At 46.0% G+C, this 23,374-nt stretch carries 17 protein-coding genes; 7 read left to right on the forward strand and 10 right to left on the reverse strand.

Annotated features, from left to right (window positions below; genetic code table 11):
• Positions 1 to 265 precede the first annotated feature (265 nt).
• The 7 genes from argH to AB4Z50_RS26145 all read left to right on the forward strand — a co-directional run bounded on the left by argH (position 266) and on the right by AB4Z50_RS26145 (position 8,251).
• Positions 266 to 1,777, forward strand: coding sequence for an argininosuccinate lyase (gene argH / locus AB4Z50_RS26115; RefSeq protein WP_441883576.1), 1,512 nt, complete (start codon positions 266 to 268; stop codon positions 1,775 to 1,777).
• A gap of 13 nt (positions 1,778 to 1,790) precedes the next feature.
• Positions 1,791 to 2,759 (forward strand): amidohydrolase family protein, encoded by a 969-nt coding sequence (locus tag AB4Z50_RS26120; protein WP_441883579.1) that lies wholly within the window; start codon positions 1,791 to 1,793, stop codon positions 2,757 to 2,759.
• Between the two features lie 35 nt (positions 2,760 to 2,794).
• Positions 2,795 to 4,156: an extracellular solute-binding protein gene (locus tag AB4Z50_RS26125; RefSeq protein ID WP_441883582.1), complete on the forward strand. Its 1,362-nt coding sequence runs from the start codon at positions 2,795 to 2,797 to the stop codon at positions 4,154 to 4,156.
• 63 nt (positions 4,157 to 4,219) lie between these two features.
• The gene (locus AB4Z50_RS26130; RefSeq protein WP_441883585.1) at positions 4,220 to 5,152 is read left to right on the forward strand and encodes a carbohydrate ABC transporter permease; all 933 of its coding nucleotides are present in this window, start codon (positions 4,220 to 4,222) and stop codon (positions 5,150 to 5,152) included.
• A gap of 15 nt (positions 5,153 to 5,167) precedes the next feature.
• Positions 5,168 to 6,031, forward strand: a complete 864-nt coding sequence (locus tag AB4Z50_RS26135) for a carbohydrate ABC transporter permease (protein ID WP_441883588.1) — start codon at positions 5,168 to 5,170, stop codon at positions 6,029 to 6,031.
• Between the two features lie 16 nt (positions 6,032 to 6,047).
• The gene (locus AB4Z50_RS26140) at positions 6,048 to 7,358 is read left to right on the forward strand and encodes an LLM class flavin-dependent oxidoreductase (protein WP_441883591.1); all 1,311 of its coding nucleotides are present in this window, start codon (positions 6,048 to 6,050) and stop codon (positions 7,356 to 7,358) included.
• Between the two features lie 77 nt (positions 7,359 to 7,435).
• Positions 7,436 to 8,251 carry a sulfurtransferase gene (locus tag AB4Z50_RS26145; RefSeq protein WP_441883594.1) on the forward strand — a complete coding sequence of 272 codons (816 nt, stop codon included), beginning with the start codon at positions 7,436 to 7,438 and terminating at the stop codon, positions 8,249 to 8,251.
• Between the two features lie 68 nt (positions 8,252 to 8,319).
• Here the strand turns inward: AB4Z50_RS26145 and AB4Z50_RS26150 are convergent, their stop codons facing one another.
• The 10 genes from AB4Z50_RS26150 to AB4Z50_RS26195 all read right to left on the reverse strand — a co-directional run bounded on the left by AB4Z50_RS26150 (position 8,320) and on the right by AB4Z50_RS26195 (position 23,365).
• Positions 8,320 to 9,207, reverse strand: a complete 888-nt coding sequence (locus AB4Z50_RS26150) for an ABC transporter ATP-binding protein (protein ID WP_076269010.1) — start codon at positions 9,205 to 9,207, stop codon at positions 8,320 to 8,322.
• Between the two features lie 3 nt (positions 9,208 to 9,210).
• Complete coding sequence (locus AB4Z50_RS26155) at positions 9,211 to 12,102, reverse strand: FtsX-like permease family protein (protein ID WP_441883597.1); 2,892 nt, start codon at positions 12,100 to 12,102, stop codon at positions 9,211 to 9,213.
• An 81-nt stretch (positions 12,103 to 12,183) separates the two neighbouring features.
• Positions 12,184 to 13,209, reverse strand: a complete 1,026-nt coding sequence (locus tag AB4Z50_RS26160) for an efflux RND transporter periplasmic adaptor subunit (protein ID WP_441883600.1) — start codon at positions 13,207 to 13,209, stop codon at positions 12,184 to 12,186.
• A complete protein-coding gene (locus AB4Z50_RS26165; RefSeq protein ID WP_441883603.1) occupies positions 13,193 to 13,885 on the reverse strand; it encodes an ABC transporter ATP-binding protein in 693 nt (230 codons plus the stop codon). Before AB4Z50_RS26165 ends, AB4Z50_RS26160 begins: the two co-directional genes overlap by 17 nt.
• Positions 13,886 to 14,020: 135 nt before the next feature.
• Complete coding sequence (locus tag AB4Z50_RS26170) at positions 14,021 to 14,953, reverse strand: AEC family transporter (RefSeq protein WP_441883606.1); 933 nt, start codon at positions 14,951 to 14,953, stop codon at positions 14,021 to 14,023.
• Positions 14,954 to 16,269: 1,316 nt separating this feature from the next.
• A complete protein-coding gene (gene cysK / locus AB4Z50_RS26175; protein WP_441883609.1) occupies positions 16,270 to 17,214 on the reverse strand; it encodes a cysteine synthase A in 945 nt (314 codons plus the stop codon).
• A 73-nt stretch (positions 17,215 to 17,287) separates the two neighbouring features.
• Positions 17,288 to 19,171, reverse strand: a complete 1,884-nt coding sequence (locus tag AB4Z50_RS26180) for an ABC transporter ATP-binding protein (protein ID WP_441883612.1) — start codon at positions 19,169 to 19,171, stop codon at positions 17,288 to 17,290.
• Complete coding sequence (locus tag AB4Z50_RS26185; protein ID WP_441883614.1) at positions 19,146 to 20,909, reverse strand: ABC transporter ATP-binding protein; 1,764 nt, start codon at positions 20,907 to 20,909, stop codon at positions 19,146 to 19,148. Before AB4Z50_RS26185 ends, AB4Z50_RS26180 begins: the two co-directional genes overlap by 26 nt.
• A gap of 27 nt (positions 20,910 to 20,936) precedes the next feature.
• Complete coding sequence (locus AB4Z50_RS26190; protein WP_441883617.1) at positions 20,937 to 22,778, reverse strand: ABC transporter ATP-binding protein; 1,842 nt, start codon at positions 22,776 to 22,778, stop codon at positions 20,937 to 20,939.
• Positions 22,775 to 23,365, reverse strand: a complete 591-nt coding sequence (locus AB4Z50_RS26195; protein ID WP_441883620.1) for a PadR family transcriptional regulator — start codon at positions 23,363 to 23,365, stop codon at positions 22,775 to 22,777. Before AB4Z50_RS26195 ends, AB4Z50_RS26190 begins: the two co-directional genes overlap by 4 nt.
• Between the last annotated feature and the right edge of the window lie 9 nt (positions 23,366 to 23,374).

Here is a 23,374-nt window from a genome sequence, read left to right on the forward strand (position 1 = left end):
CTTTCGTATACACCTCTTGACTCGGGCGAGCTCCTGCCTGTACCAAGCGATGAAATGCTGAAGATCTGAAGGACAATAAAAAGAGTTGCGCTCCAAATAAAACCGTGATACTATTCTAATCATACAATTCCACTAGGAATAATATGGAAAACGACCGGACAGCCGGAGAAATCGCTTTATGCGATAGCTCCGGCTGTTTTTATATTCTCATGCAACTTCAACATCTGCCAAATAAAAAGTTATTTTACGAAGGAGGGCGTACACGATGACGATTAGATGGAGCGACACAGCTGAAGGCAGCTCGTTCCCTGGCAAAACCTATGCTGAAGCGGTACTTGCTCCTGCCTATGACCAAGCCAAGAAGGAGCTTCTGCTTCCAATGATCTCCGTGCATAAAGCGCATCTCATCATGCTGCTTGAGCAAGGGCTGCTCAGCAAGGAAGAAGGCCATAAAATCGCCAAATCATTATTTTCACTTGATTTGGAGCAGTTAAACAGCGGTACCTATACCGGCCAATTTGAGGATTTGTTTTTTGAAGTGGAACACCAGCTGCTTACATTATCGGATGAAGCCTCCGGCAGCCTTCATTTGGCTCGAAGCCGCAATGACATGGGTATCGCCATATACCGAATCACTTTACGAGAGAAACTGCTTAGAACGATCTCGTCTGCCCTGCAGCTGCACACTGAACTGCTTGCTTTCGCCCAGAAACATACGGAAACGATCTTTATCGCGCATACGCATACCCAGCAAGCACAGCCGACGACAATCGCCCACTACATTGCAGCGGTAACAGACTCGCTCGCAAGGGATATACGCAGATTGCAGGCGGCCTACGCAAATTGTAATTTAAGCAGCATGGGAGCTGCCGCTCTGACAACGTCGGGTTTTGCCATTAGCCGGGAACGTATTGCCGAGCTGCTTGCTTTTGACGGATTAATTGAAAATTCTTATGACGCTGTAAGCGGAGCAGATTATGTCGGTGAAATCGCCGCAGGAATCTCGCTCGCAGCGATTAATCTTGGACGGTTTACGCAGGAGCTGCTGCTGTGGTGCACACAGGAATTTGGAGTCGTTCAAATAGCCGCCCCATACGTCCAAATCAGTTCCATTATGCCGCAAAAAAGAAATCCAGTTTCCGTTGAGCATATCCGTTCACTCTTATCCAGCATTACAGGCAATGCTCAGACCGTCCTTACGATGATTCACAATACGCCTTTTGGCGATATTGTGGATACGGAAGACGATATGCAGCCTTATGCTTGGCGCAGCCTAGAGACGCTTGAAGTTGTATACCGATTGTTGTCCAAGGTCATCTCTACCTTGCAGCTAAACGAGGATGTTCTGTGGCAGCGCACTGCTGCAAGCTTCGCTACCGTTACCGAGCTTGCTGACACGATCGTCAGAGATGAACGATTATCTTTTCATAAAGCACATTCAATCGTAAGCAAGCTCGTCACGCATGCCGTTCAGCATGGCAACAAGATAACTGACTTGAACCTTCAAGCATTAAACGAAGCTGCGATCCAAACCATTGGCTTCCCGCTTAGGCTAACTGAGGAGCAATTAAAGCAAGCGTTGGAGCCTGCGCATTTTGTAAATATACGCAGTCTGCGGGGCGGTCCTAGCCCTGCCGAGATGAACCGGGCGCTTACTGTTCAGCAAGATAGATTATCTGAGCTTGCGCTATGGCTGGAGGAACGAGAATCACGATTGGAAGCTGCTGCTGCCGATATTGATTTGATTTTAACTGATTGGATCATCAAGGAATTATGAATGGAGTGAAGCTATGTTTCGCAGCCGATTTAAAGTATTTGATGTGCATGGACATCTTCCTTACCGATTAGTGCTAGGAAATAACAAACGACATGAATCCGTTGCTCGCTATGGTGCAGAGAGAAGCGAGCGAATGCGGCTCACTTGGGATTTTCCAGATGCAACGATTGCAGACAACGATACTGAAAATGAAAACACGCCGTTAATTGACCGATGGGTGAAGGAGCTTGATAAGTACGGGATCGGAGGGCTCAACTTCCTCACCGCGCTTGATAATGACAATTTGGCCGATCATCTAGCCAGTCATCCTGATCGTTTTACCGGCTTTGCCCATCACGCCATCGAGGATGCTGGCGCAGAGGAAGAACTTCGAAGGGCAGTTAATGAGTTAGGGCTTAAAGGTTACAAGCTGTTCGGCCCGCTGACTTCCATCCCTTTTGATGATCCGTCCCTTACGCCCGTATGGACCTTTCTCGCAGAGAAGAAGCTTCCTGTGTTGATCCACTTCGGTTTACTCGGCCATGCGGGAGGAATTGCACATCATCCGAATATAAGTCCTCTAGCAATTTTCAACACAGCAAGAGAATTTCCGGACATTCCGTTCATCATTCCTCACTTTGGCGCAGGTTATTTCCAAGAGCTGCTTCATCTGTGCTGGAGCTGCCCGAATGTATATATCGATACTTCCGGCTCCAATCAATGGATGCGCTGGATGCCTTATGAGCTTACCTTGGAATTCGCGCTTCGCAAAACCTATGAGCTGATCGGGCCTGAACGTATTATTTTTGGAACGGACGCCAGCGGATTTCCTCGAGGTTACCCTTATCGTTACCTGCAGGATCAAGTTCGCGCCTGCCGCGAGCTGCGATTCGGAGAGGACGATATCGAGAATATATTCGGCAATAACGCTAGGCGCCTGCTCGGTCTTGAGCTGCCGCCAAACACGATTACCAAGAAATCCGACATCGCAAGCCAAGCATAAGTACCGTTTTTTTATAAAAAAAGGAGTGGATACCATTGAAGAAAAAAAGCTCAGTTTCTATCGTTACAGGATCACTTATCATCGCACTTGCTCTAGCAGGCTGCGGCAGCAACAATCAAGCAAACAGCACAGAACAAAATAAAGCAACGGAAAAACCAACCGATAAAGCAACAAACAAAGAAACAGACAAAGAAACAGATAAAAAAGTGACGATTGAATATTGGCAATATGAATTTCCAGCCAAGGTTGAATTGATCAACGAACTCATAAAAGAATTCCAAACCTTATATCCGAACATTACCGTAAAACAAACCAACTTCCCTTATGATCAATACAATCAGAAGGTTGCTACGCTGGTACCAGCCGGCAAAGGCCCTGATGTTATTAACCTCTACTATGGCTGGCTGCCCAAATACGTCTCATCCGGTTATTTGCAGCCGCTGCCTGAGGATCATTTTCCAACTGCAGAAATTGAAAGCAACTTTTACCCATTAGTGAGCGCCGCAAAAATTAATGGCTCCTATTACGCTATTCCTACTGCCGTACGCACACTCGCCTTGTTCTACAATAAGGATTTATTGTCCAAAGCCAATATTACTGAGCTTCCTACAACATGGGAGCAGCTGGTAGACGTATCCAAGAAACTGACAGAAACAGATGCCAAAGGGCAATTTGTCACTGAAGGTTTCGCATGGGAGCCCGGCGCGCAGCTGCATCACTGGTATCGAGACGGTCTGCTGCATCAAGCAGGCGGTCAAGACTTAAGCGATGATCGACGCAAAATATTATGGGCGGAAACACCTGCAGGTTTGGAGGCATTTCAATATTTAATCGATTTTGCCGTGAAGCATAAGGTTGGGATTAACGGATTTTATGAGAATGACAGCAATGCCTTTATGACCGGTCATGCAGCTATTAATATCGACGGTTCCTTCCGACTTGGCTCCATTAAGAAGGACTTTCCAGATTTAAACTATGGCGTTGCACCTCTTCCATCCTACAAAACCAAATCAGCCCCGTCCTCCTTCTGGGCGAACGCCATTCCCAAAAATGTTGAAGGCGACAAGCTGAAGGCTGCTTCTGAATTTTTGGAATTTCTAACGAGCAAAGAGGTTCAGGAGAAATGGGTAGAGCAAATCGGGGAGCTTCCAGCACAAAAAGCTGTTGCGACGCAGGATAAATACGTAAACGATGAGAAGCTAGGGCCATTTATTTCCCAATTGGACGATAGCCGCGCGCATTTCTTCATCGACGAAACCCAAGAAAAAACATTGTTTGTTGATGCGACAAATGAAGTGCTGCTCAATAAAGTTCCGGTCGAGAAGGCCTTCCAAGACCTTGTAGCCAAAACGCAAAAGCTCTATGACGACTATTGGGCTGCTGTAGACAAAAAGTAATTTAAAAGGCGCTCGGCCTAGAGCGAGCGCCTTTCTTTTGATGAAATGGAGGTGAGTTCCATTATGATTGCACATGCCTTAAAGCTAACCGTACGCAAAAGCCGAGAACTGTTCCTCACACGTTTGTCCTACCGCACGCAGCGTTATTTGTTTATTTATATTACGCTCGGAATTCCTCTGCTTTATTTCTTGAGCACGCGGTTGCTCCCCATCCTGTATGCCTTCAATGTGAGCGTTCGTGAATGGGATTTATTGTCCCCGAGCAAACCTTATGTTGGACTCGCGAATTTCAAGGCGCTGTTCACAGATGAAATCTTCCTCAAATCGATCGCCAATACGTTCAAATTTGTTGTTATTGGTGTTCCCGGACAGCTGATCGTTGGGCTATTTGTCGCATTGCTGCTTCACAATATCAAGCGGCTGCGCGGCTTGTTCCGTACTGTGTACTTCATCCCTTACGTCACAAGCATCGTCGCAGTAAGCTGGGTATTCCGGTGGATTCTCATGCGCAACGGCTGGTTAAACGAGATGTTATTAAATCTCGGTCTAGAACCGCAATTGTTTCTGCAATCGCCGCGTCAGGCGCTTATTCTCATTACATTAACGATGATATGGCAAAGCACCGGCTTTCAAATGCTTATCTTTATGACCGGGCTTGAAGCGATACCGCGCATGTATTATGAAGCGGCAGCTATCGATGGCGCAAGCGCATGGCGGAAATTCCTTCATATTACGCTTCCGCTGCTTAATCCCGTCATCGTTTTTTCGGCTGTCATAGGCGTTATCTCTTATTTGCAATCATTCGGACAGGTGCTGAGCATGACAAATGGAGGACCGCTGAACGCGACAACGACGATGGTGCTCCATATTTACAATTTAGCGTTTCAGCAGTTTAAGATGGGCAGCGCCGCAGCTGCTACGGTTATTTTGTTCGTCGTCATTTTGGTGCTTACGCTGCTTCAATTAAAAGTGTTGAACAAAAAAGTAGAATATTGATGGGAGGACGAATCAGTGAGCACACAAAGCGTTTATAAAACACAGAAAAACGCAAAGTCCCCCGCAGAGAGGCTGCGCACGCTTGTCATTTATTTGCTGCTAACGCTCGGCGTCGGCATCATGTTGTTTCCGTTCTTATGGATGGTCGCTACCTCCTTCAAGCTTCCTCAAGACGTTTACAATTTACGCTTAATTCCTGAGACGATAACCTTTGACAATTACGCTGCCATATTCAAGAAGGCTCCTTTCGCACAATGGATCAAAAATACGCTCATCATCTCTCTGATTGCAACCTCTACTGTTCTAATCTTCGATACAGCGGCGGGGTATGTGCTTGCCAAATTTTCATTCGTCGGCAAACAGCTCATTTTTCTGCTCATAATCAGCACCTTAATGGTTCCAACAGAGATGCTCATCATCCCTTGGTATTTAATTGCGAATGAATTAGGCTGGTCCGATACTTATTGGGGCGTGCTGTTTCCCGGTATTATTACGGCCTTCGGCATCTTTCTTATGAGGCAGTTTATGGACTCCATTCCTTCCGATTTGCTGGATGCGGCTCGCATTGATGGACTTAATGAATGGCGTATTCTGCTGCATATCGCCATCCCACTAGTGAAGCCAGCTATAATCACTTTGATTATTCTTACCTTTATCGGGAACTGGAACCAGTTCATCTGGCCGCTCATCGTGCTGCAAACGGAGGAGAAATTCACACTGCCCGTCGGGATTGTTTATTTTTCCAGCGAGCTGAAGGATACGAGCAATTGGATCTTAATTATGGCAGGAACAACGATTTCAATCGCTCCGCTTATTCTTATTTTTCTTATTTTCCAGAAGCAAATCATTCGTGGAATTGCGCTTAGCGGCATGAAATAAACAGGAGGTGATCCAGATGAGCGAGCCTAATCGCAGAATGATTTTAAATTTGTTTCTACACAATGCGGGCGCTCACAAAGGAGCTTGGCGTCATGCAAGCACGAAGCTGGATGAAATTCATGACGTCAATCATTTCCTGCGGATCGCCAAAAAAGCGGAAGCCGCCCGGATAGACTCCCTATTTATCGCGGACGGTCTGTCGATTGAGGCAAAAGCAGTCCAGCATGGTCCGATCTTCGGCTTCGAACCACTGACATTGTTATCTGCAATTGCGACCGTAACGGAGCGAATCGGCCTTATTGCTACCGTTTCTACAAGCTTCACCGAGCCCTATAACACAGCTAGAATATTCGCCTCGCTTGATCATATAAGCGGCGGGCGAGCTGGTTGGAACATTGTAACTACTGGCGTAGAACGTACAGCCTTCAACTTTGGGCTGGAGCAATTGCCAGCTCATGCAGAACGTTACGAGCGAGCGCGGGAATTCACAGAGGTCGTGCTCAAATTGTGGAGCAGCTGGGAAGCCGATGCGCTCGTTCAAGACAAAACATCCGGTGTGTATGCCGACGTTAACAAGGTTCATGATATACAGCATCAGGGAGATTATTATTCCGTACGCGGTGCGCTTAATATGATGCGTCCTCCACAGGGAAGACCTCTGCTTATCCAGGCCGGAGCCTCAGAGGATGGCAGAAATTTAGCTGCTCAATATGCCGAGCTTATATTCACCGTCCAAAACTCATTTGAAGACGCGCAGCTGTTTTATCAAGACATCAAAGAAAGAACTGTCAAAGCCGGACGTTCCCCGCATGATATTAAAGTATTGCCGGGCATTCATGTTATTGTTGGTGAAACGGAGGCTGAAGCTCGTGACATTGCGAGAGAGCTGCAGCAGCTCGGTTCAATAGAACGTTCCGTCATGTCTCTTTCCAATTTGCTTGGCATCGATTTTTCGGGATATGCACTGGATGAACCTTTCCCGAAACTGCCTGATATGGCCCAAGTTAATGCGTATCAAACCTTCTATCAGATGGTCAAAAAGATTGTTGATAATGAACAGCTGACACTCCGGGAGCTGCTCGAGAAATATTGGGTAGGCAACGGTCAGCTAAGCATTGCTGGAACACCTAACCAAGTAGCTGATATTATGGAGCATTGGTTCGTGAATGGTGCTGCTGATGGCTTTAGCGTTATGCCTCAGTTGGCATTTGGCGGTATTGACGCCTTTCTGGAACTAGTCGTTCCTGAGCTGCAAAGGCGAGGATTATTTCCTAGCGAGTATGCTGGACAAAATTTGCGTGAAAACCTCGGCTTCAGCCCGTTGTAACTTATTAAGATGAGGAGGCTGCTCACATAACGAATACGAGCCATTTACATTACCCTAATGAACATCTGCTGGCAGAGGTGCATTGGCTTAAAAACTATTACCAAGAGCCGAACATCGTTTTATTAGATGTCAGAGCCCGCGGATATGAATCAGGTCACATTCCAGGGGCGTACTGGCTGGACGCCAAAGCATTAAAGGATAGCTCACGCTACACTTTTGCTGCCGCGGATGCTCTTGCTTATTTGTTTGAAAATGTTGGCGTCAGCAATGATTCAACAATTATCGTCTATGATGATGGAGGCGGAGTGTTAGCGGCGCGCGTCTTTTATGTGCTGGAGTATTATGGTCTGAAGGATCAAGTGAAGCTATTGAATGGCGGTTTCGCAGCATGGACAGCGGCAGGCTATGAGACAACAATAGATTTGCCGCTGCCCTCTAAAGGAGCACTGACGTTATCTGCTCATTCAGAGCTGGTTGCCACGAAAGCATCTATCCAAGCTGGGCTTGATAATTGCCTTCTTGTCGATACACGTTCCGCTTTAGAATACACCGGAGCTGATCAACGCTCGAATCGTAAGGGCGGGCATATTTCTGGCGCAGTTCATAAAGAGTGGAACGATTCCCTTGAAGGGGCAGATCAAGATGGCGTCGTGCGTTTCAAAGCTTATCGAGATTTAAAGCAGCAATTTGATGCTCTTGGCATTGACCCTGCAAAAACAATCGTGCCTTATTGCCAGACAAATCAACGCGGAGCGCATACTTATTTTACTTTACGACTAATGGGCTATCCTCATATTCGCCCCTATGAAGGCTCTTGGGATGAATGGGGCAACGACGAGTTTACCGAAGTGAGCCAATCGAACGCCTCATTCTCTAGCTTATCTAACTTGTAGGCTTGCAATAAAAAGAGCTGTGCAACGGTCATCGCAGACCATGCACAGCTCTTTTTGCCATTGAATATTTACTCGGCTTTTTCTTTCTCCTCAGGAGGCAGCAGGATAATCTTGCCTTCTCCAAGCTCTACGCGCAGCTTATTCGAGTTTTTCACACCGATGGATTCCAAATAGTTGGAAGGCACCTGCAATCGGCCCGCTTTATCAAGCACCGCATATTCTACATGCGTGCCTTCCTCATCCTCCTGCTCAAGCTCCGCCAGCTCTTCCGCATATGAACGTTTGCGCAGCATTTCGGATGAAATCTTGCCGTCTCGGATGGCCGCTACACGATCTACCTTCTTCGCAAGCTCTGGATCATGCGTAACGATAACAACGGTAATGCCAATCGTACGATTCAGTTCACGGAATAAGTCCAAAATCTGATTAGCCATTCGCGAGTCTACCGACCCCGTAGGCTCATCCGCAAGCAGCAGCTTAGGATGATTGGCGAGCGCAATGGCGATTGCCACCCGCTGCTGTTCTCCCCCTGATAATTCATAAAGCTTATTTGAAGCACGGTGGCTTAAGCCAACGGCGTCAAGCAGCTCCTTTGCTCTCCAGCGCTTGCGACTGCCTGTTAGCAAAATAGGCAGCTCTACATTTTCAAGCGCGGTTAAATAAGGAATCAAGTTTCTCGCATTATTTTGCCAGACGAAACCTACGCTCTCTCGCTTGTACCGAACGAAGTCGCGCTCCTTAAACTTCAGCATATCTCTTCCGTCAACGGTCAGCTTCCCCGCCGTCGGACGGTCAAGCCCGCCAAGCATATTCAGCAGCGTTGATTTGCCGCTGCCGCTGTTGCCAATAATGGCCATCAGCTCGCCGCTTTCAATTTGAAGATCGAGGCCTTGCAGGGCGAATACCTCTAGGTCGGCTGTTTTGTATATTTTGACAAGCCCTTCGCAATGAATCATCCGTCAATCCTCCCCTAGCTTGATCGCTTGATGAATACGCAGCTTCGATAGCATATAAGCTAATATGCCAAGTCCGATGACCAACATAAAGCCGACAAGCACATAGATCCGTATTAAATCCGTCGCATCGAACATAACCTTGAAAGGCGGTACAAGGCTGCTTGGATTGAACGCAATTTGGAAGTTAGGCACATACAATCGACTCGCGATGTTTCCGACACCTATTCCAATAAGAACGGCAACGCCCGATGTTAACAGCTGCTCAACCCCAAGCATGCCGATGAGCTGTCTCAGCGATAGGCCAATCGCGCGCAAAATACCATTTTGCAAGGTCCGGCCTCGGAGTGATAGTACCCAATATAATAGAAACCCGATAAAGCTAACAAGAATCGACAAGACAAAACCTAAAGTCAAAATACCGTTTAGTGCCATGAGGAACGGATCGTTTTTGGCAGTGACCAGCTTCTCTCTTGTATTGACAATATTCGTAATCGGAAGCTTCGATTCCTTAAGCCCCTCATAAAACTCGGAAGTGCTCACCTCCGGCTTTAATTTAAGCCAGACGTCGTAAGGCTCAAGTGCTAGCTGAACTTGAATACGCGGCAAATGGCCGACGATCAGCATCGGTGCTCGACCACCCGATGTATCTTTATCTTCACTAACATTTACGCTGCCTACAGCAGGGTTCGGATTAAAGGTTGGGAAATAATTAATGATGCCATACACCTTGAACGGCTGCTGCGGTACATCGCTCCAGCCTACCCAAATCGTGTCGCCAGGCTTCACCTTGTTCTGATCGGCTAACGTCCGCGATATGAGAACAGCCTGCGGATCTGCTGCAAGCAGGTTCAAATAATCATTAAGCGGATAGTCAAGCAAGCTGTCACGGAACCACGTTGTTTCACCAAACTCATCGGAATCAATACCAATTAACGTTGCAGGGCCATTGCTTTCATTTACGCTAAAGGCGACTTCCTTCTTGAATACTTTAGCTGCATGCTCTACACCTTTGAGTGCTTTAAAGGGCTCGAATGCCGGCTCCAAGTAATGGACTGGCGCGAGCATAGCTAAATCTTGCGCTGGCGTCGACGGTGCTCCCGGAGGCGGGGGCGGCGGTGCATCGTTCATCCATTGTGTAGTCAATACAACCTCTGCGCCATTGCCATACCTGATTCGATCCTCTGTGTTATTGTTGATCGTTCTTGCTGCTGAAGCGCTAAATACGCCGGTAGCAATCGTCATAATAAGGAAAATCATTAAAAATTGATATTGCGTACTGGAACGTCCAACCTGAATTAATGTCGCATAAACGGAAGGCGGCCACCATTTCTTACCGATCCAATAGATGAGTCTAAGAATCCAAGGGTACAAACGAAGTAAGAGTAGACCCGCACCCATAATAAACAAAGCAGGAACAACAAATTGCAACGGATCGATGTTTAGATCATCAGCATTTAAACCTAAGCTTTGCAAATCAGCAAGCCTTTTCCGGAATGTGTATAAGCCATAAATAGCTAACGCTAATGCAATCACATCAAGGAACATTTTGTGCCATAACGGTGATTTCAAAAGTCTAGCCAGCTGCTGCTTATGACCAACAATAGAAACGCGAGTAGCCATAATGATAGGAATCATCATAATGACAAAACAAACGCCGGAGGCAATCGCTCCATAACGGAAAGACTCGTCCGTAAGTTTGACCGGCAGCCGAACGCGCTGTACAAATTCAAGGAAACCATTGGATGCACCAAGCATTTCGGTTAGGATGACGCCAAGCAAAGGACCCACACCAAAGGCGATGCCGCATAAAATAATGCCTTCCACTGCATAAGAGCTAATAACCTGCCAACGTGCAGCTCCTCTGCTTCGCAGAACAGCAATCTCATTTTTTTGCCGATCCGCAATTAGATTGGATACCATGAACATGTAGAACCCGAGCATAATCAAAACAGGAACATTAAGCGACCACATGAGCGTCTTCAGCTGTTCTGCCCGTACCATGTATTTCGAAATCGTATCCAGCGCCGGTGTTTCCGAGACGGCTTGATACATCGTTACATTATTAAGCATAACGTTGCGAATTTTATTCGTTGTCTGTATGAAGCCATCTACCAAGCTAAGCTCAAGCTTAGAATAATCCAATACAAAAAACCAACCAACGGACGCTACCGGAATCCGGCTTTCCTGCATGAGCTGCTGCTTAGCGAGTTTATCACTAATGACAAAGCTTGAGCTTAGCTCACTTAGATCCGTATCTCTAAAATAGGGGTCGTCATCCTGCTTTTTTTTGAACACGCCTACCGGCTTAAATGCTATTTCCCCGGCAATTTTATCGTCGTTCACATAAAACTTTGAATCCAGTACTGTTTTGAACTGAACCAGGCTTCGTTCTGTAACAAGCACCTCATAAACGCCATCAACTGGCTGCTGCTCAGCCGGCATTCTGCCGTCCGTCAGCGTAATATGCTCTTCAAGATCACTGAAGGAGCGCAGCGACATCGTCTTGAGATTTTTTTTCGTATCTGGCTCTGGATCATTCTCCGGCCTGATCTTCATTGATCTGGATTGAAAATCAACGATAAGCTCTTGCACCGGTATGCCAAAGTTGGATTGTGCTTGCTCACGTATGTAGCGATCTACTTTTGTATAAATCTTATTTACTTGCTCCGGTGTTTCTTTCGTGTAAAAAAGTTTATTGTATTGATTGCCGGGATATATCCCCCGCTCGCTCTGCATAGTCTCTAAATCCTTGACCAGCATCCTCGATAAAATGGCTTCCGAATAAATCGGCATGCTGCTTACCAAGGCTACAGACATGACTAAGCCTATAAACAAGCTCCCGACCAACCACTTATTTTGCACCATTTTACGAATAATCATAATAAACAAAGCCACTTCAAAACCTCCCAAGCGTAAACGGCTCATAACCTTCCTATGAAGCTAGTTGATGGTTATCAATCGTTCTATACAGACTCATTATTGAAGTACAACAATCGCGCCTTCTTCCAAGCCCTTCGTAATTTCAATTTCCGTCGAGCCTTTTATGCCCGTTTCAACATCAATCTCACGAATTTTATTGCCATCCTCAAGCGTTCTTACGAATGTTCTGCCAAGGAAGCTGCGCACGCCGCTGCGTGGAATTTTGAGTACATCATCACGCTGCTGCAAAATAATTTTGACATCAGCAAACGCTCCGATTGTGGCGTTTCCAGGCACTTTCGGCACTTCAATAAATAATGTTTTGGAGTAACGATCTTGAAGCTGCTGGTTCAGCGTCGAAGGAGCCGATGATGGTGTCTGTACAACTTTCCCTTTCACTTCTTCAGACCCGAAGGTAACCATTGCTGGGAAACCAACATCAACGCTGCTAATTTCCGCACCTGATTCAACTCGCAGCGCTAGACGTAGCTGTGATGGATCGGATATGACAACAAGCGTTTGATAAGCCTCAACAAAATCGCCTTCCTTCAGATCCTCTACGAAAGTTACTTGGCCGTTCATTTCGGCAACAAGCTGTTTGCTGTTAAAGGTCGCGGTCAAACGATCCAGCTTTAACTGTTCAATATCCATTTGCAGCTTAGCGATATCGATCGCATCATTGTCACCGCCTAATTTGGCCTGTTTAAATGAAAGCTTAGCTTTGGCATGGGCGAGCTGCTGTTCCTTTAATTGAATGTCCAGTCCATCTACATTAAGCTGAACCAAGACATCTCCTTTCTTCACCTGCGCTCCCGAGGTTACCATCATCTTCGCAATACGGCCGCCTTGTCCTTTAAACTGTGCTATCTCCGATTGCGTCGACTCCAGGCTTCCGCTTCCTTTAATTTCTTGTGTGATTGTCCCCTTCTCGACCGTTACCGTGCGGTAATTCTCTTGCGCCGGCTTAACAAGAGGAGGTTTCAAGGCAGTCTCCTCGGCAGGAAGCAAGGAGCACCCTGTTAGTGAAGCGCTAAGAAGCAGCGCGAATGACCAGCCGAGTATCGGCTTAAGCTTTTGCGACAATTTGTCCATCCTCCAATTCATAAACATGGTCAACAATTTCCATTATTGCAGGATCATGTGTCGTCATGATGATTGTCATTCCTGCCATTTCTACCAAATCACGAAACACTTTCATAATTTGCAAGCCTGTGCGGCTATCAAGTTCAGCTGTAGGCTCGTCTGCCAAAAGAAGCTTAGGCTTATGGGCAATTGCCCGTGCTATAGCTGTTCGCTGCTGCTCTCCGCCCGATAGCTCGAATGGCCGATGATGCATGCGGCTTTTTAAGCCAACCTGCTCTAAAGCGTTAATCGCTGCTTCCTTGCGGCCGTTTGCCGCCATACCTGAAACTCTTAATATAAACTCCACGTTCTCATAGGCGGACATTAGAGGAATGAGTGCAAAGGATTGAAAAATAAGCCCCATTTCCTTGCGGCGTACCATATCTCTCTCATGATTCGACATCGCCGTCAAATCGCGTCCAGCAAACGTAATATTTCCTTCGGTCGGACGATCCAGTGCGCTTAGCAAATTAATAAGCGTCGTTTTTCCAGAACCTGATCTCCCTTTAAATGCAATAAGCTTGCCGGATGGTATCGACAAATCAACACCTTTTAATACGGTAACTGCACCGCTTCCACGTCCAAACGTTCTTTTTAAAGCGCTTGCATGAATAATATCATGCGTGATAGACAGCATCTAGTAATAGACCTCCATTTCCAATAAATCGATTACCCTTGTATCTTTTTCCATTTTAACCTTGTCCATCTTGTTGCACAAGAAATAAAAAACCTAACAAACTCAAAATTAAGAGGTTGATAGGTTTACTAGTTTCTAGATATCAAGATTTAAGAAAAAAATGACTGCAGTAACGGTGATTATGCTTAAAATGGTAGAGACAAAGACAGATTGCGAGGCAAACTCTGGCTCGTTGTCGAACTCTACAGCGAGAAGCACACTGCTTAGTGAAGTAGGGACAGCTGATGAAACGATGAGTGCGGCTGCCGTCAGCTTGTCGAGTCCCATCAGCCAGACGATCAGCCATGCGAGCAAAGGACCGGCAATCAGTCTGAGTATGCCCGATATACTGACATCAATGAGGAGTGAGCGCTTTATTTTCCACTCCATATTGCCCAACTGTACGCCCAGTGTAATAAGCGCTGTACCGATAAACGCTGCTGATAAGTAACCGATTGGTGTAGCTATAGGCTGCGGGATGGGAACGTCGAACCCTCTGAGCAGGAAGGCAAGCGGGATGACATATATAATCGGCATTGAGATAATTGTCCGCCAAATCGCCCGCATATCTGCTTTGTGCGCGTTAACGTTATATATGCCATACGTGTTCGGTATAAGAGATTGCATCATCATAATTAATATCTGAATAGCGAGTGTTTTCTCGTTGCCTGCAAAAGCCAGCTGATTGAGCGGTATGCCGTAATTTGCGCTGTTGTAGAACAATACGCTGTTGCGCATCRCACTTTTCATGCTTGGCTGATACCCTCTTATTCTAATAACCAGCTCAACGATAATATATTGCGTAACCATAAACAGCACAAAAAACAATAAGATTCTCCCTACCACTTGGGCAGAAATGTCCGTTTTATATAGGAGGTCGAACATAATAGCCGGTGAAAATAAATAAAAATTCAGCTTCGATAACGTTTTAATATCCAGCTTGAACGCTCTTTGAATAATAATGCCAAGCCCAATCATGATGACCATCGGAAGCACGTTTGTCATTAAAATGTGAAAGAAAATATTCATCGCTGCATCTGCTTCTTTCTATTATATAGTTTGAAAAATGATAGTGTCGGAAATGGCCATGACTGCGACTAAGATCGCTTCCTCATTTTAATAGGTTCATGCTTGATAAGGCAAGCATTCATATGGGGCTGGTTGTTGTGATAAAGCGTTTGGTCTTCAGTGAGTTGCTGTGAATTCTGTGACTTGCTGTGATTTGTGTGAATCTGCGACTTATGTGACTTGCTCTGATGTGCGATGCTGCAAATCAATTCACATGCTCATCCATTCGGCGAATCAGCCCATATCCCCTCTAAGCCGCGAATCGGCTGAAAATGATCTAGAAACTAGATCTATTTCCATCAAATTAGCTTGTTTCGTGCAAATAAGACTAGAAACTAGTCTTATCCTGATGTAAATTTCCCACTATACACGTCAAAACACCAAATCAGCAAAAATAGAACTAGAAACTAGTTCTATTTCCATCAAATTAGCTTGTTTCGTGCATATAAGACTAAAAACTAGTCTTATCCGTAATTAAATCGCCCCACTATACACATCTAAACACCAAATCAGCAAAAATAGAACTAAAAACTAGTTCAATTTCCATCAAATTAGCTTGTTTCGTGCATATAAGACTAAAAACTAGTCTTATCCGTAAGTAAATCGCCCCACTATCCTCGCCAAAGTACCAATCAGCAAAAATAGAACTAAAAAATAGACCTATTTTCATCATATCAGCTTGTTTCGTGCGAATAAGACTAGAAACTAGTCTTATCCATAAATAAATCGCCCCAATATCCTCATCTAATCGGCTAATCAGCAGAAATAGAACTAGAAACTAGTTCTATTTCCATCAAATTAGCTTATTTCGTGCATATAAGACTAGAAACTAGTCTTATCCATAAATAAATCGACCCAATATACCCGCCAAAGTACTAAATCAGCAAAAATAGAACTAGAAACTAGTTCTATTTCCATCAAATTAGCTTGTTTCGTGCAGATAAGACTAAAAACTAGTCTTATCCGTAAGTAAATCGCCACACTATCCTCGTCCAAGCACCAAATCAGCAAAAATAGATCTATATACTAGATCTATTCCCACCAATCCAGCCTAATTCGTGCAACAAAGTCTAGAAACCAGACTTAGACCCCAATATGGCGCTCAATCAACAAAGCAAACAATCGTTTAGTCAATAAACCAATCCTATTAACCTAACCCCTCACTCCAAAACAGTCTGAGCCTGTAACTGCCTTACTCTCCCACCATACGCATCAAATAAAAGACAGCCTTAGGCTATGAAGCCTCGAGCTGTCCGTCCTTCTACTATTACCAAACCTTAAAGCTGCTGTTCCTGTTGATACAGCACCGTTGACAAGTAGCGCTCGCCGTTGCTTGGGATAACCGCAACTACCCGCTTGCCGGTGCCCAGCTTCTGCGCCAATTGTATAGCGGCATATATAGCTGCTCCTGAGGAAATGCCGCCTAAGATCCCTTCCTCCTTAGCCACTCTTCTAGCTGTCTCAAATGCATCATCATTGCTCACTTGAATAATCTCGTTATAAATATCGGCATCCAATATCGAAGGCACAAAACCTGCGCCTATGCCTTGAATTTTGTGCAGGCCAGGCGCTCCTCCCGATAAAACCGGTGATGAGGACGGCTCAACAGCAACAATATGGATATCGGGGAAACGATCACGCAGTACTTCGCCAGCGCCCGTAATCGTACCTCCTGTGCCCACACCTGCTACAAAACCGTCCAGCTTGCCATCAAGCGATTCCACCGCTCTTACGATTTCAGGGCCAGTCGTTTCCCGGTGAATTTTCACATTTGCCGGATTATCGAATTGCAGCGCCGGAAAATAATCCGGATGTTTCTCTTGCAGCTCCTTCGCGGTGCGAATCGCTCCCTTCATTCCCTCAGCTCCGGGCGTAAGCACCAGTTCCGCACCGTATGCCCGCAGCAGATTGCGGCGCTCCAAGCTCATCGTCTCCGGCATAACAAGCACCGCTTTATAGCCTCTAGCTGCGGCTACCAATGCAATGCCAATGCCCGTATTGCCGCTCGTCGCTTCAATGATCGTATCGCCCGGCTTCAGCTTCCCTTTCCGCTCCGCCTCTTCAATAATGCTGATGGCAATTCGATCCTTTACGCTGCTGCCTGGATTAAAAAACTCCAGCTTCAAATAAATTTCTGCACTTCCGTCCGGCACGACCCTGTTCAAACGAACCAAAGGCGTGTTTCCTATCAAATCCGTAATATGATTGACAACATGACTCATCTAATCTGCCTCCTATATGATGAATGGCCTGGCGGCTCGTGCCGAAAAAAGTAAATATGGCGCAAAAAGAGTTTTATACAGCAATATTGCCTTGCGAATGCTCAAACAGCTCCTTGTAATGTCCATCATGCTCCAGCAGCTCCTGATGATTGCCTTGCTCCACGATTTCACCGTGGCTCATCACAATAATCCGATCCGCCTGCATGATCGTCGACAAGCGATGCGCAATTACAATAGTTGTTCGATCCTGCGATACGACCTGAAGCGCATTTTGAATCAATTGTTCCGTATGAGAATCCAAGTTAGCGCTCGCTTCATCCAAAATAAGCACTTTAGGCTTGAACACAATAATTCTCGCAAAAGAAATCAGCTGCCGCTCACCTGCGGATAAACCGCTGCCGCGTTCTGACAGCATCGTATCATAGCCATCCCTCAGCTTATGGATAATCGTATCCGCGCCTACAAATTCACAGGCACGAATAACCTCCTCGCGAGAAATGGAATCGTCGAACATTCTTATATTCTCAATAATGCTGCCCGAATACAGATAAGGCTCCTGCTGAACCAAGCCGACTAGTCGATGCAAGGTTGCTTGCGGGATATCCCTGACATCGATCTCATCTATTCTTATGCTGCCTTCCTTCACATCATAGAATCTGCATAATAAGCTGATCAACGAGCTTTTGCCCGCTCCTGTCGTACCTACGACGCCAATAAGCTCACCCGAATGGATATGCAAATCCAAATCTTTTATGATAGGAATCCCTTCTTCATAGGAGAAGGAGATCCGATTAAAATCGATTTGGCCCTTCACCTGCTCCAAGCTCAAAGTGGATATAGACGCTTGACGTTCATCCGCCTCTTCTTCGCTATCCGTCTTATGCAGCTCGATCGATTCAAGCTCGCGGTCTGTAATGTCCGGCTTATTCGCGAATACGCCCCAAATTCTTGTAATGGCAACGGTAGCAGACTGCAACGTATTCCATTGCTGCGTGATCGTATTAATCGGCTGAAAAAACTGGCGGATATACGTAATAAACGCATACAATACGCCGAATTCCAGCTGGTGGCCAAGAACAGCATTCCCGCCGATCCATGTCACAAAGGCAATCGATAAATTGCTCAAAATATCAAAGGTTCGGCCAAACACAACATTCGTCCGAATTTCCCGAAGATTTGCTTTAAAATATAAGCTGTTTCTCTCATTGAATTGCTTCTCTTGCTCCTTCTGCTGATGAAACACCTGTATAAGGTTCATCCCCGACAGGTTCTCGGCAACAAACGCTACAAGCCGGGATAGCCTCGTTCTAGCAAGCTGATAGGTCGTGCGCATAAACGAGCGGAAGGCAATTGCAATCGCCCATATGATCGGCAATAAAATCAAGCAATAAAGCGCCAGCTCCGTGTCTAATTGAAACATCATCACCATGATAAAAATGAGTGTAAGCCCATCCCTAAACAGGCTCAGCAGCACCTGATTAAAAAACTGGTTCAGCGCCTCTGTATCGCTTGAGACATGCGTAATTAAGCTGCCGCTCGACATCCGATCGAAATACCGCATAGACTGCTTCAAAATATGACCAAACAGCTGCTTGCGAATGCGCGACACGATGCTTTGCCCAATATTTTGAAGCAGATTGTTTTGCAAATAGCTAAAAAGCAAACTAGACATGGATAAGCCCAAATAGATGAAACAAATGGTTAGCAACCCTTTGTAGTCATTTTTGCCGGATAATAAATTGTCATCAATCGCTATTTTCATTAAAAAAGGCTGGAACAAATCAGATAAAATCGCGATTAACGTACAACAAAACACACCAATAAAAGCCCATAGATGAGGTCTCGCATACCCGAACAATGTGCGGAAGGCCGAGACATATTCCGGTTTCTGCTCCGGTTGATTCGGATCAGCCTTCTGATCTGCCTGCCAATTATGAATGGCTTGTGCCGGTCGCATGTTGACTTCCCTCCTCCTGTATCGCATGAAGCGTCGCATAGAGTCCTTGCTGCGAGAGCAGCTCTATATGAGTGCCCCGCTGCACAATCAAGCCGTCATCCATCACAATGATTTCGTCTGCATGCTTGATTGCACTAATTCGGTGCGCAATAATGATCGTCGTTTTGCTGTCTCTTTCCGTTTGAATCGCTTCTATAATATCCTTCTCTGTCACCGCATCTACGGCACTAACACTATCGTCCAAAATCATAATCGGAGCATTCTTAATCATTCCGCGGGCCAAGCTTGTGCGCTGACGCTGACCGCCGGATAAGGTTAATCCGCGCTCGCCGAGCCTCGTTTCAAACTGATCAGGCAGCTCAGCAATATTATTATAAATTTGAGCTTGCATCGCAGCTTGCTCAACCGCTTCAAGCTTAAGCTCTCGGTTAGAGAAAGCAATATTTTCTCTAATTGTTGTACTGAACAAAAAGCCGTCCTGCGGTACGTAGGCAACTTGAGTTCGCAAGCTTTCAAGCGTCATCCCTCTTATATCTGTTTCTCCATACCAGACCGTCTCTGGAGGCGGGTCATAGGTGCGAAGCAGCAGCTTCATCAATGTTGTCTTGCCGCTCCCTGTTCGCCCGATGATACCAAGTGTTGAGCCAGGTTTAACGTTCAGGTTAATATTTTTCAGTACTGGACTAGACAATGGATCGTATGAAAAGGATAGATTGCGAATCGCAATGCCCGCATCTGTCAAATTCACTTCTTTGGCGTCAGGAAGCTCCATAATTTCGGTTTGCTGCGACAATAAGCCGTTTAAACGCTCAAGTGAAGCGCGAGAACGTTGAATGGAGTTAATGACATTGCCGATCTGCTGGAGTGGATTCATCAGCATTCTAATATAAAGCGTCAATGCAACGAAGTTACCCATCGTAATTTGCTTCGTGATCGTCATGTAACCGCCAAAAGCAAGCGCGACGATTAAAGAAATTGCTCCTAGAAACGGAATCAACGCTTGGAAAAAAGAAGAAACGCGCACTAGCCGCAATTGCCTCAGCCTGATCTGGTCGACCGTTTTTCCGAAGCGCTCATTCATAATGTCTTCTACCGCAAATTTTTTCGTTACACGGATGCCGCCGAATTGCTCCTCTGCCGTCTCTGTCATGAGGCCTAGAGACTCCTGCACCTCAAGCGACCTTTTTCTAATAATAGGCCCGAGATATACGACGATAAAAGGGATAAGCAGCAGCGGAAATATCGAAGCCAATATCAAATAATAAGGAATATGGCTGACAAGCATCATCGTTATGGAAGCCACGAGCAGCATCGACGCATTCGCTGTTGAATTGACCCCCATCGAGATCGATTCCCTTACAGCTGTAACATCGTTCATAAAGTAGCTGAGCAGCTTGCCTACACCATTTTTCGAATAAAACCGTTCGCCCATTTGTGTAAAATGCTTGAATAGCCCTCTTCGAACAACAAATTCAAATTTTCTTCCTACATACATAACCAAATACATTGCGATGCCGTTAAACAGCACCTGCCCAACGCCAATAAGCAGCAGCAATAAGCTGTAATCCACAATAAGCTGGCTTGTTAATCCACCGATTTGCAGCTTATCCGTGAATTGTCCCAGTACCTTTGGAAAAAAAACGTTGATCAGGTTAGAAATCAAATGGAAAAAGAGAGAGAACAGGTAAATATGCCACGTACTCCGAAAAAAATCGGCCAACAGCCTTTTTGATTTCAAGAAGCGACCACTTCCTATTTTTCAAAATTATTGTTCTGAAACATCCTTTTGCGGGAATTGCAGCTCATAGAGCTGACTGTACCGGCCTTGATGATTGAGCAGTTCATCATGCGTTCCATGCTCGACGATTTCTCCTTGCTCCAGCACGTAAATCCGATCCGCCTTCTGAATCGTAGACAGACGATGCGCGATGACGAGACAAGTCCGGCCTTGCAATAATTGTGCGAGCGCGTCTTGAATATGCTGCTCTGATTCGGTATCAAGTGATGCAGTAGCTTCATCTAAAATAATAATCCGCGGATTTTTTAGAATCGCCCGTGCAATAGAAAGCCGCTGCTTCTGCCCGCCAGACAGCTTCACGCCGCGCTCGCCAATTTGCGTCTCATAGCCCTGCGGGAACGTTTCTATAAAGCCGGCAGCATTTGCCGCTTTTGCCGCTGCAAGCACTTCCTGATCTGTTGCATGCAGATTGCCGTACCGAATATTCTCTTCAATAGAGCCATTGAACAGCACAATATCCTGTGATACGATGCCGATTTGCTCCCTAAGAGACGCGATCGTTATATCCTTTAAGGAATAACCATCAATCGTGATGTCGCCAGACTGAGGTTCATAAAATCTAGCGATGAGATGTGCAATGGTTGTTTTGCCAGAGCCCGAAGATCCAACAAGCGCTGTCACCTTGCCTGCCGCAAGCTCCAATTGAAAATCGTTTAACACAGTCGAATCCTTTGAATAAGCAAAATCAATATGATCAAAAACAATATGCCCGCTCACTGGCGGAAGCTTCACAGCTCCTTTCTTTTCAATAATTTCAGCCTTCGTGTTCATAACCTCCATAATGCGTTCATAAGCGGCGGCCGATTGCTGAATCGTATTAATAATGCGGCTGAAGTGACGAATCGGGTTTTGCAGCAGTCTGAGATAAGCTATAAAAGCAACGATTGTACCCACTGTCATTTGTTCTTTCATCGCAAGCCATGCGCCAAAAACAAGGACGATTGCAAGGCCAAGAAAATTAAGAAAATCAATAATAGGTTCATAAGCGGCTCGCAGGCGAGTCACCTGAATATTCGCATCCATATTTTTCTGTGTTCGTTCGGAGAATCGTTCAGACTCGTAATTCTCGGCAGTAAACGCTTTAATAAGGCGGATGCCGGTTAACGTATTTTGTAGATGATCGCTTACATCAGCCACCGATTCCTGTACCGTTCGGAACGAGGAGCGCATTCTTTTGCTGAAAAATCTAGTTGTCAAAATCATAAACGGGAAGGTCGCAAGCAGCATTAGCGTCAGCTTCCAATCGATCCACAGCATATAAACCGCAATGGCCGTAAAGGTGAAAAAATCGGTAAACAACTGCATCATGCTGGAGGAAATCATTTGCTGTAGGATGCTTACGTCATTCGTAACCCGAGACATTAAATCACCGGTACGATTGCGATCGAAGAAAGAAATGTCAAGGCTTTGCATATGGCGATACAAATCGTTTCGCAAATTGTAAAGCACCCTTTGACCGATAGACGCCATAAGGGAAGTGCTAATATAGCGCAAAGCACCGAGCGCAACAGCTGCTCCCATGACGCCGCCGCCGATAAGCAGCAGTTTATTAAAAAGCTTATTCGGAATGATGTGGTCAATCGTAAGTCTCGTTAGCTGCGGAACGATGAATTCAAGCAGCGATATGGCGATAACGCAGGCAACTGCTGCAATCAATGCGGGCAATTGCGTCCGCGCATGCGCATATATTCGTATAAACATGCTGTAAATGCTGGCAGGCTTTACTTTCTCGCCTGTTCCGAATTTTCTCATGCCGCCCATTCCTGCCCCGCCTCGAAATGCCGGCGCTGAATTGTGCTGCTCTCTCATATCGCGCCGCCTTCTCTTCTGTCACAGTCGGTTTCTGTTGTGATTTGGCGAAGCGATACTCGAAGGTCATCCAGGATGACGCGCAGCTGCGCAGCTTTGCTCGGATCAGTGACAGCCGCTCGTTCTGCAGCCTTCAGCAAATGCAGCAGCTCCTTGCCAGCAGGCGTCAATCGACGATTCGGCTTTCTTCTCTCAAAGGGAGCGCCTTCGTCTTCGGATTCACTTTGCTCAGGGCGTTCCATTCCTGCTGCAGCATTATCGTTCTCCTCCAGCAAATAAGCTCTGCCTTCCTCAGTAATCTCAAACACTTTTTTGCCGTCTTGCTTGGAGGACTCTACAAATCCTTGATCCCGCAGCATCTGCAGCGTGGGATAAATGGAGCCAGCACTTGGTTTATAGGTGCCTCCTGATTGCTCCTCAAGCGCCTTCATCATTTGGTAGCCGTGCATGCCCTGCTGTTCAAGCAGTGCAAGCAAAGCATATTTGACTCCGCCGCGGCTAAAAAAACGTCTGCCCGAGCCGTGTCCCTCCCTTTCATTCGCATGATGTAAAAACAATTGTTCCTCTGGCTGCCATTCTTTCGTCATTGTGTAATC

This window comes from Paenibacillus sp. 2TAB26, assembly GCF_052115145.1.
Classification (GTDB): domain Bacteria; phylum Bacillota; class Bacilli; order Paenibacillales; family Paenibacillaceae; genus Pristimantibacillus.

Bases quoted from the DNA above. Each gene is read 5' to 3' on its own strand.
- AB4Z50_RS26165 (WP_441883603.1), bottom strand. From the start codon at position 13,885: ATGCTGTCTATCACGCATGATATTATTCATGCAAGCGCTTTAAAAAGA.
- AB4Z50_RS26180 (WP_441883612.1), bottom strand. From the start codon at position 19,171: ATGCGACCGGCACAAGCCATTCATAATTGGCAGGCAGATCAGAAGGCT.
- AB4Z50_RS26150 (WP_076269010.1), bottom strand. From the start codon at position 9,207: ATGATTCATTGCGAAGGGCTTGTCAAAATATACAAAACAGCCGACCTA.
- AB4Z50_RS26120 (WP_441883579.1), top strand. From the start codon at position 1,791: ATGTTTCGCAGCCGATTTAAAGTATTTGATGTGCATGGACATCTTCCT.
- AB4Z50_RS26130 (WP_441883585.1), top strand. From the start codon at position 4,220: ATGATTGCACATGCCTTAAAGCTAACCGTACGCAAAAGCCGAGAACTG.
- AB4Z50_RS26190 (WP_441883617.1), bottom strand. From the start codon at position 22,778: ATGAGAGAGCAGCACAATTCAGCGCCGGCATTTCGAGGCGGGGCAGGA.
- argH (WP_441883576.1), top strand. From the start codon at position 266: ATGACGATTAGATGGAGCGACACAGCTGAAGGCAGCTCGTTCCCTGGC.
- cysK (WP_441883609.1), bottom strand. From the start codon at position 17,214: ATGAGTCATGTTGTCAATCATATTACGGATTTGATAGGAAACACGCCT.
- AB4Z50_RS26140 (WP_441883591.1), top strand. From the start codon at position 6,048: ATGAGCGAGCCTAATCGCAGAATGATTTTAAATTTGTTTCTACACAAT.
- AB4Z50_RS26195 (WP_441883620.1), bottom strand. From the start codon at position 23,365: ATGACGAAAGAATGGCAGCCAGAGGAACAATTGTTTTTACATCATGCG.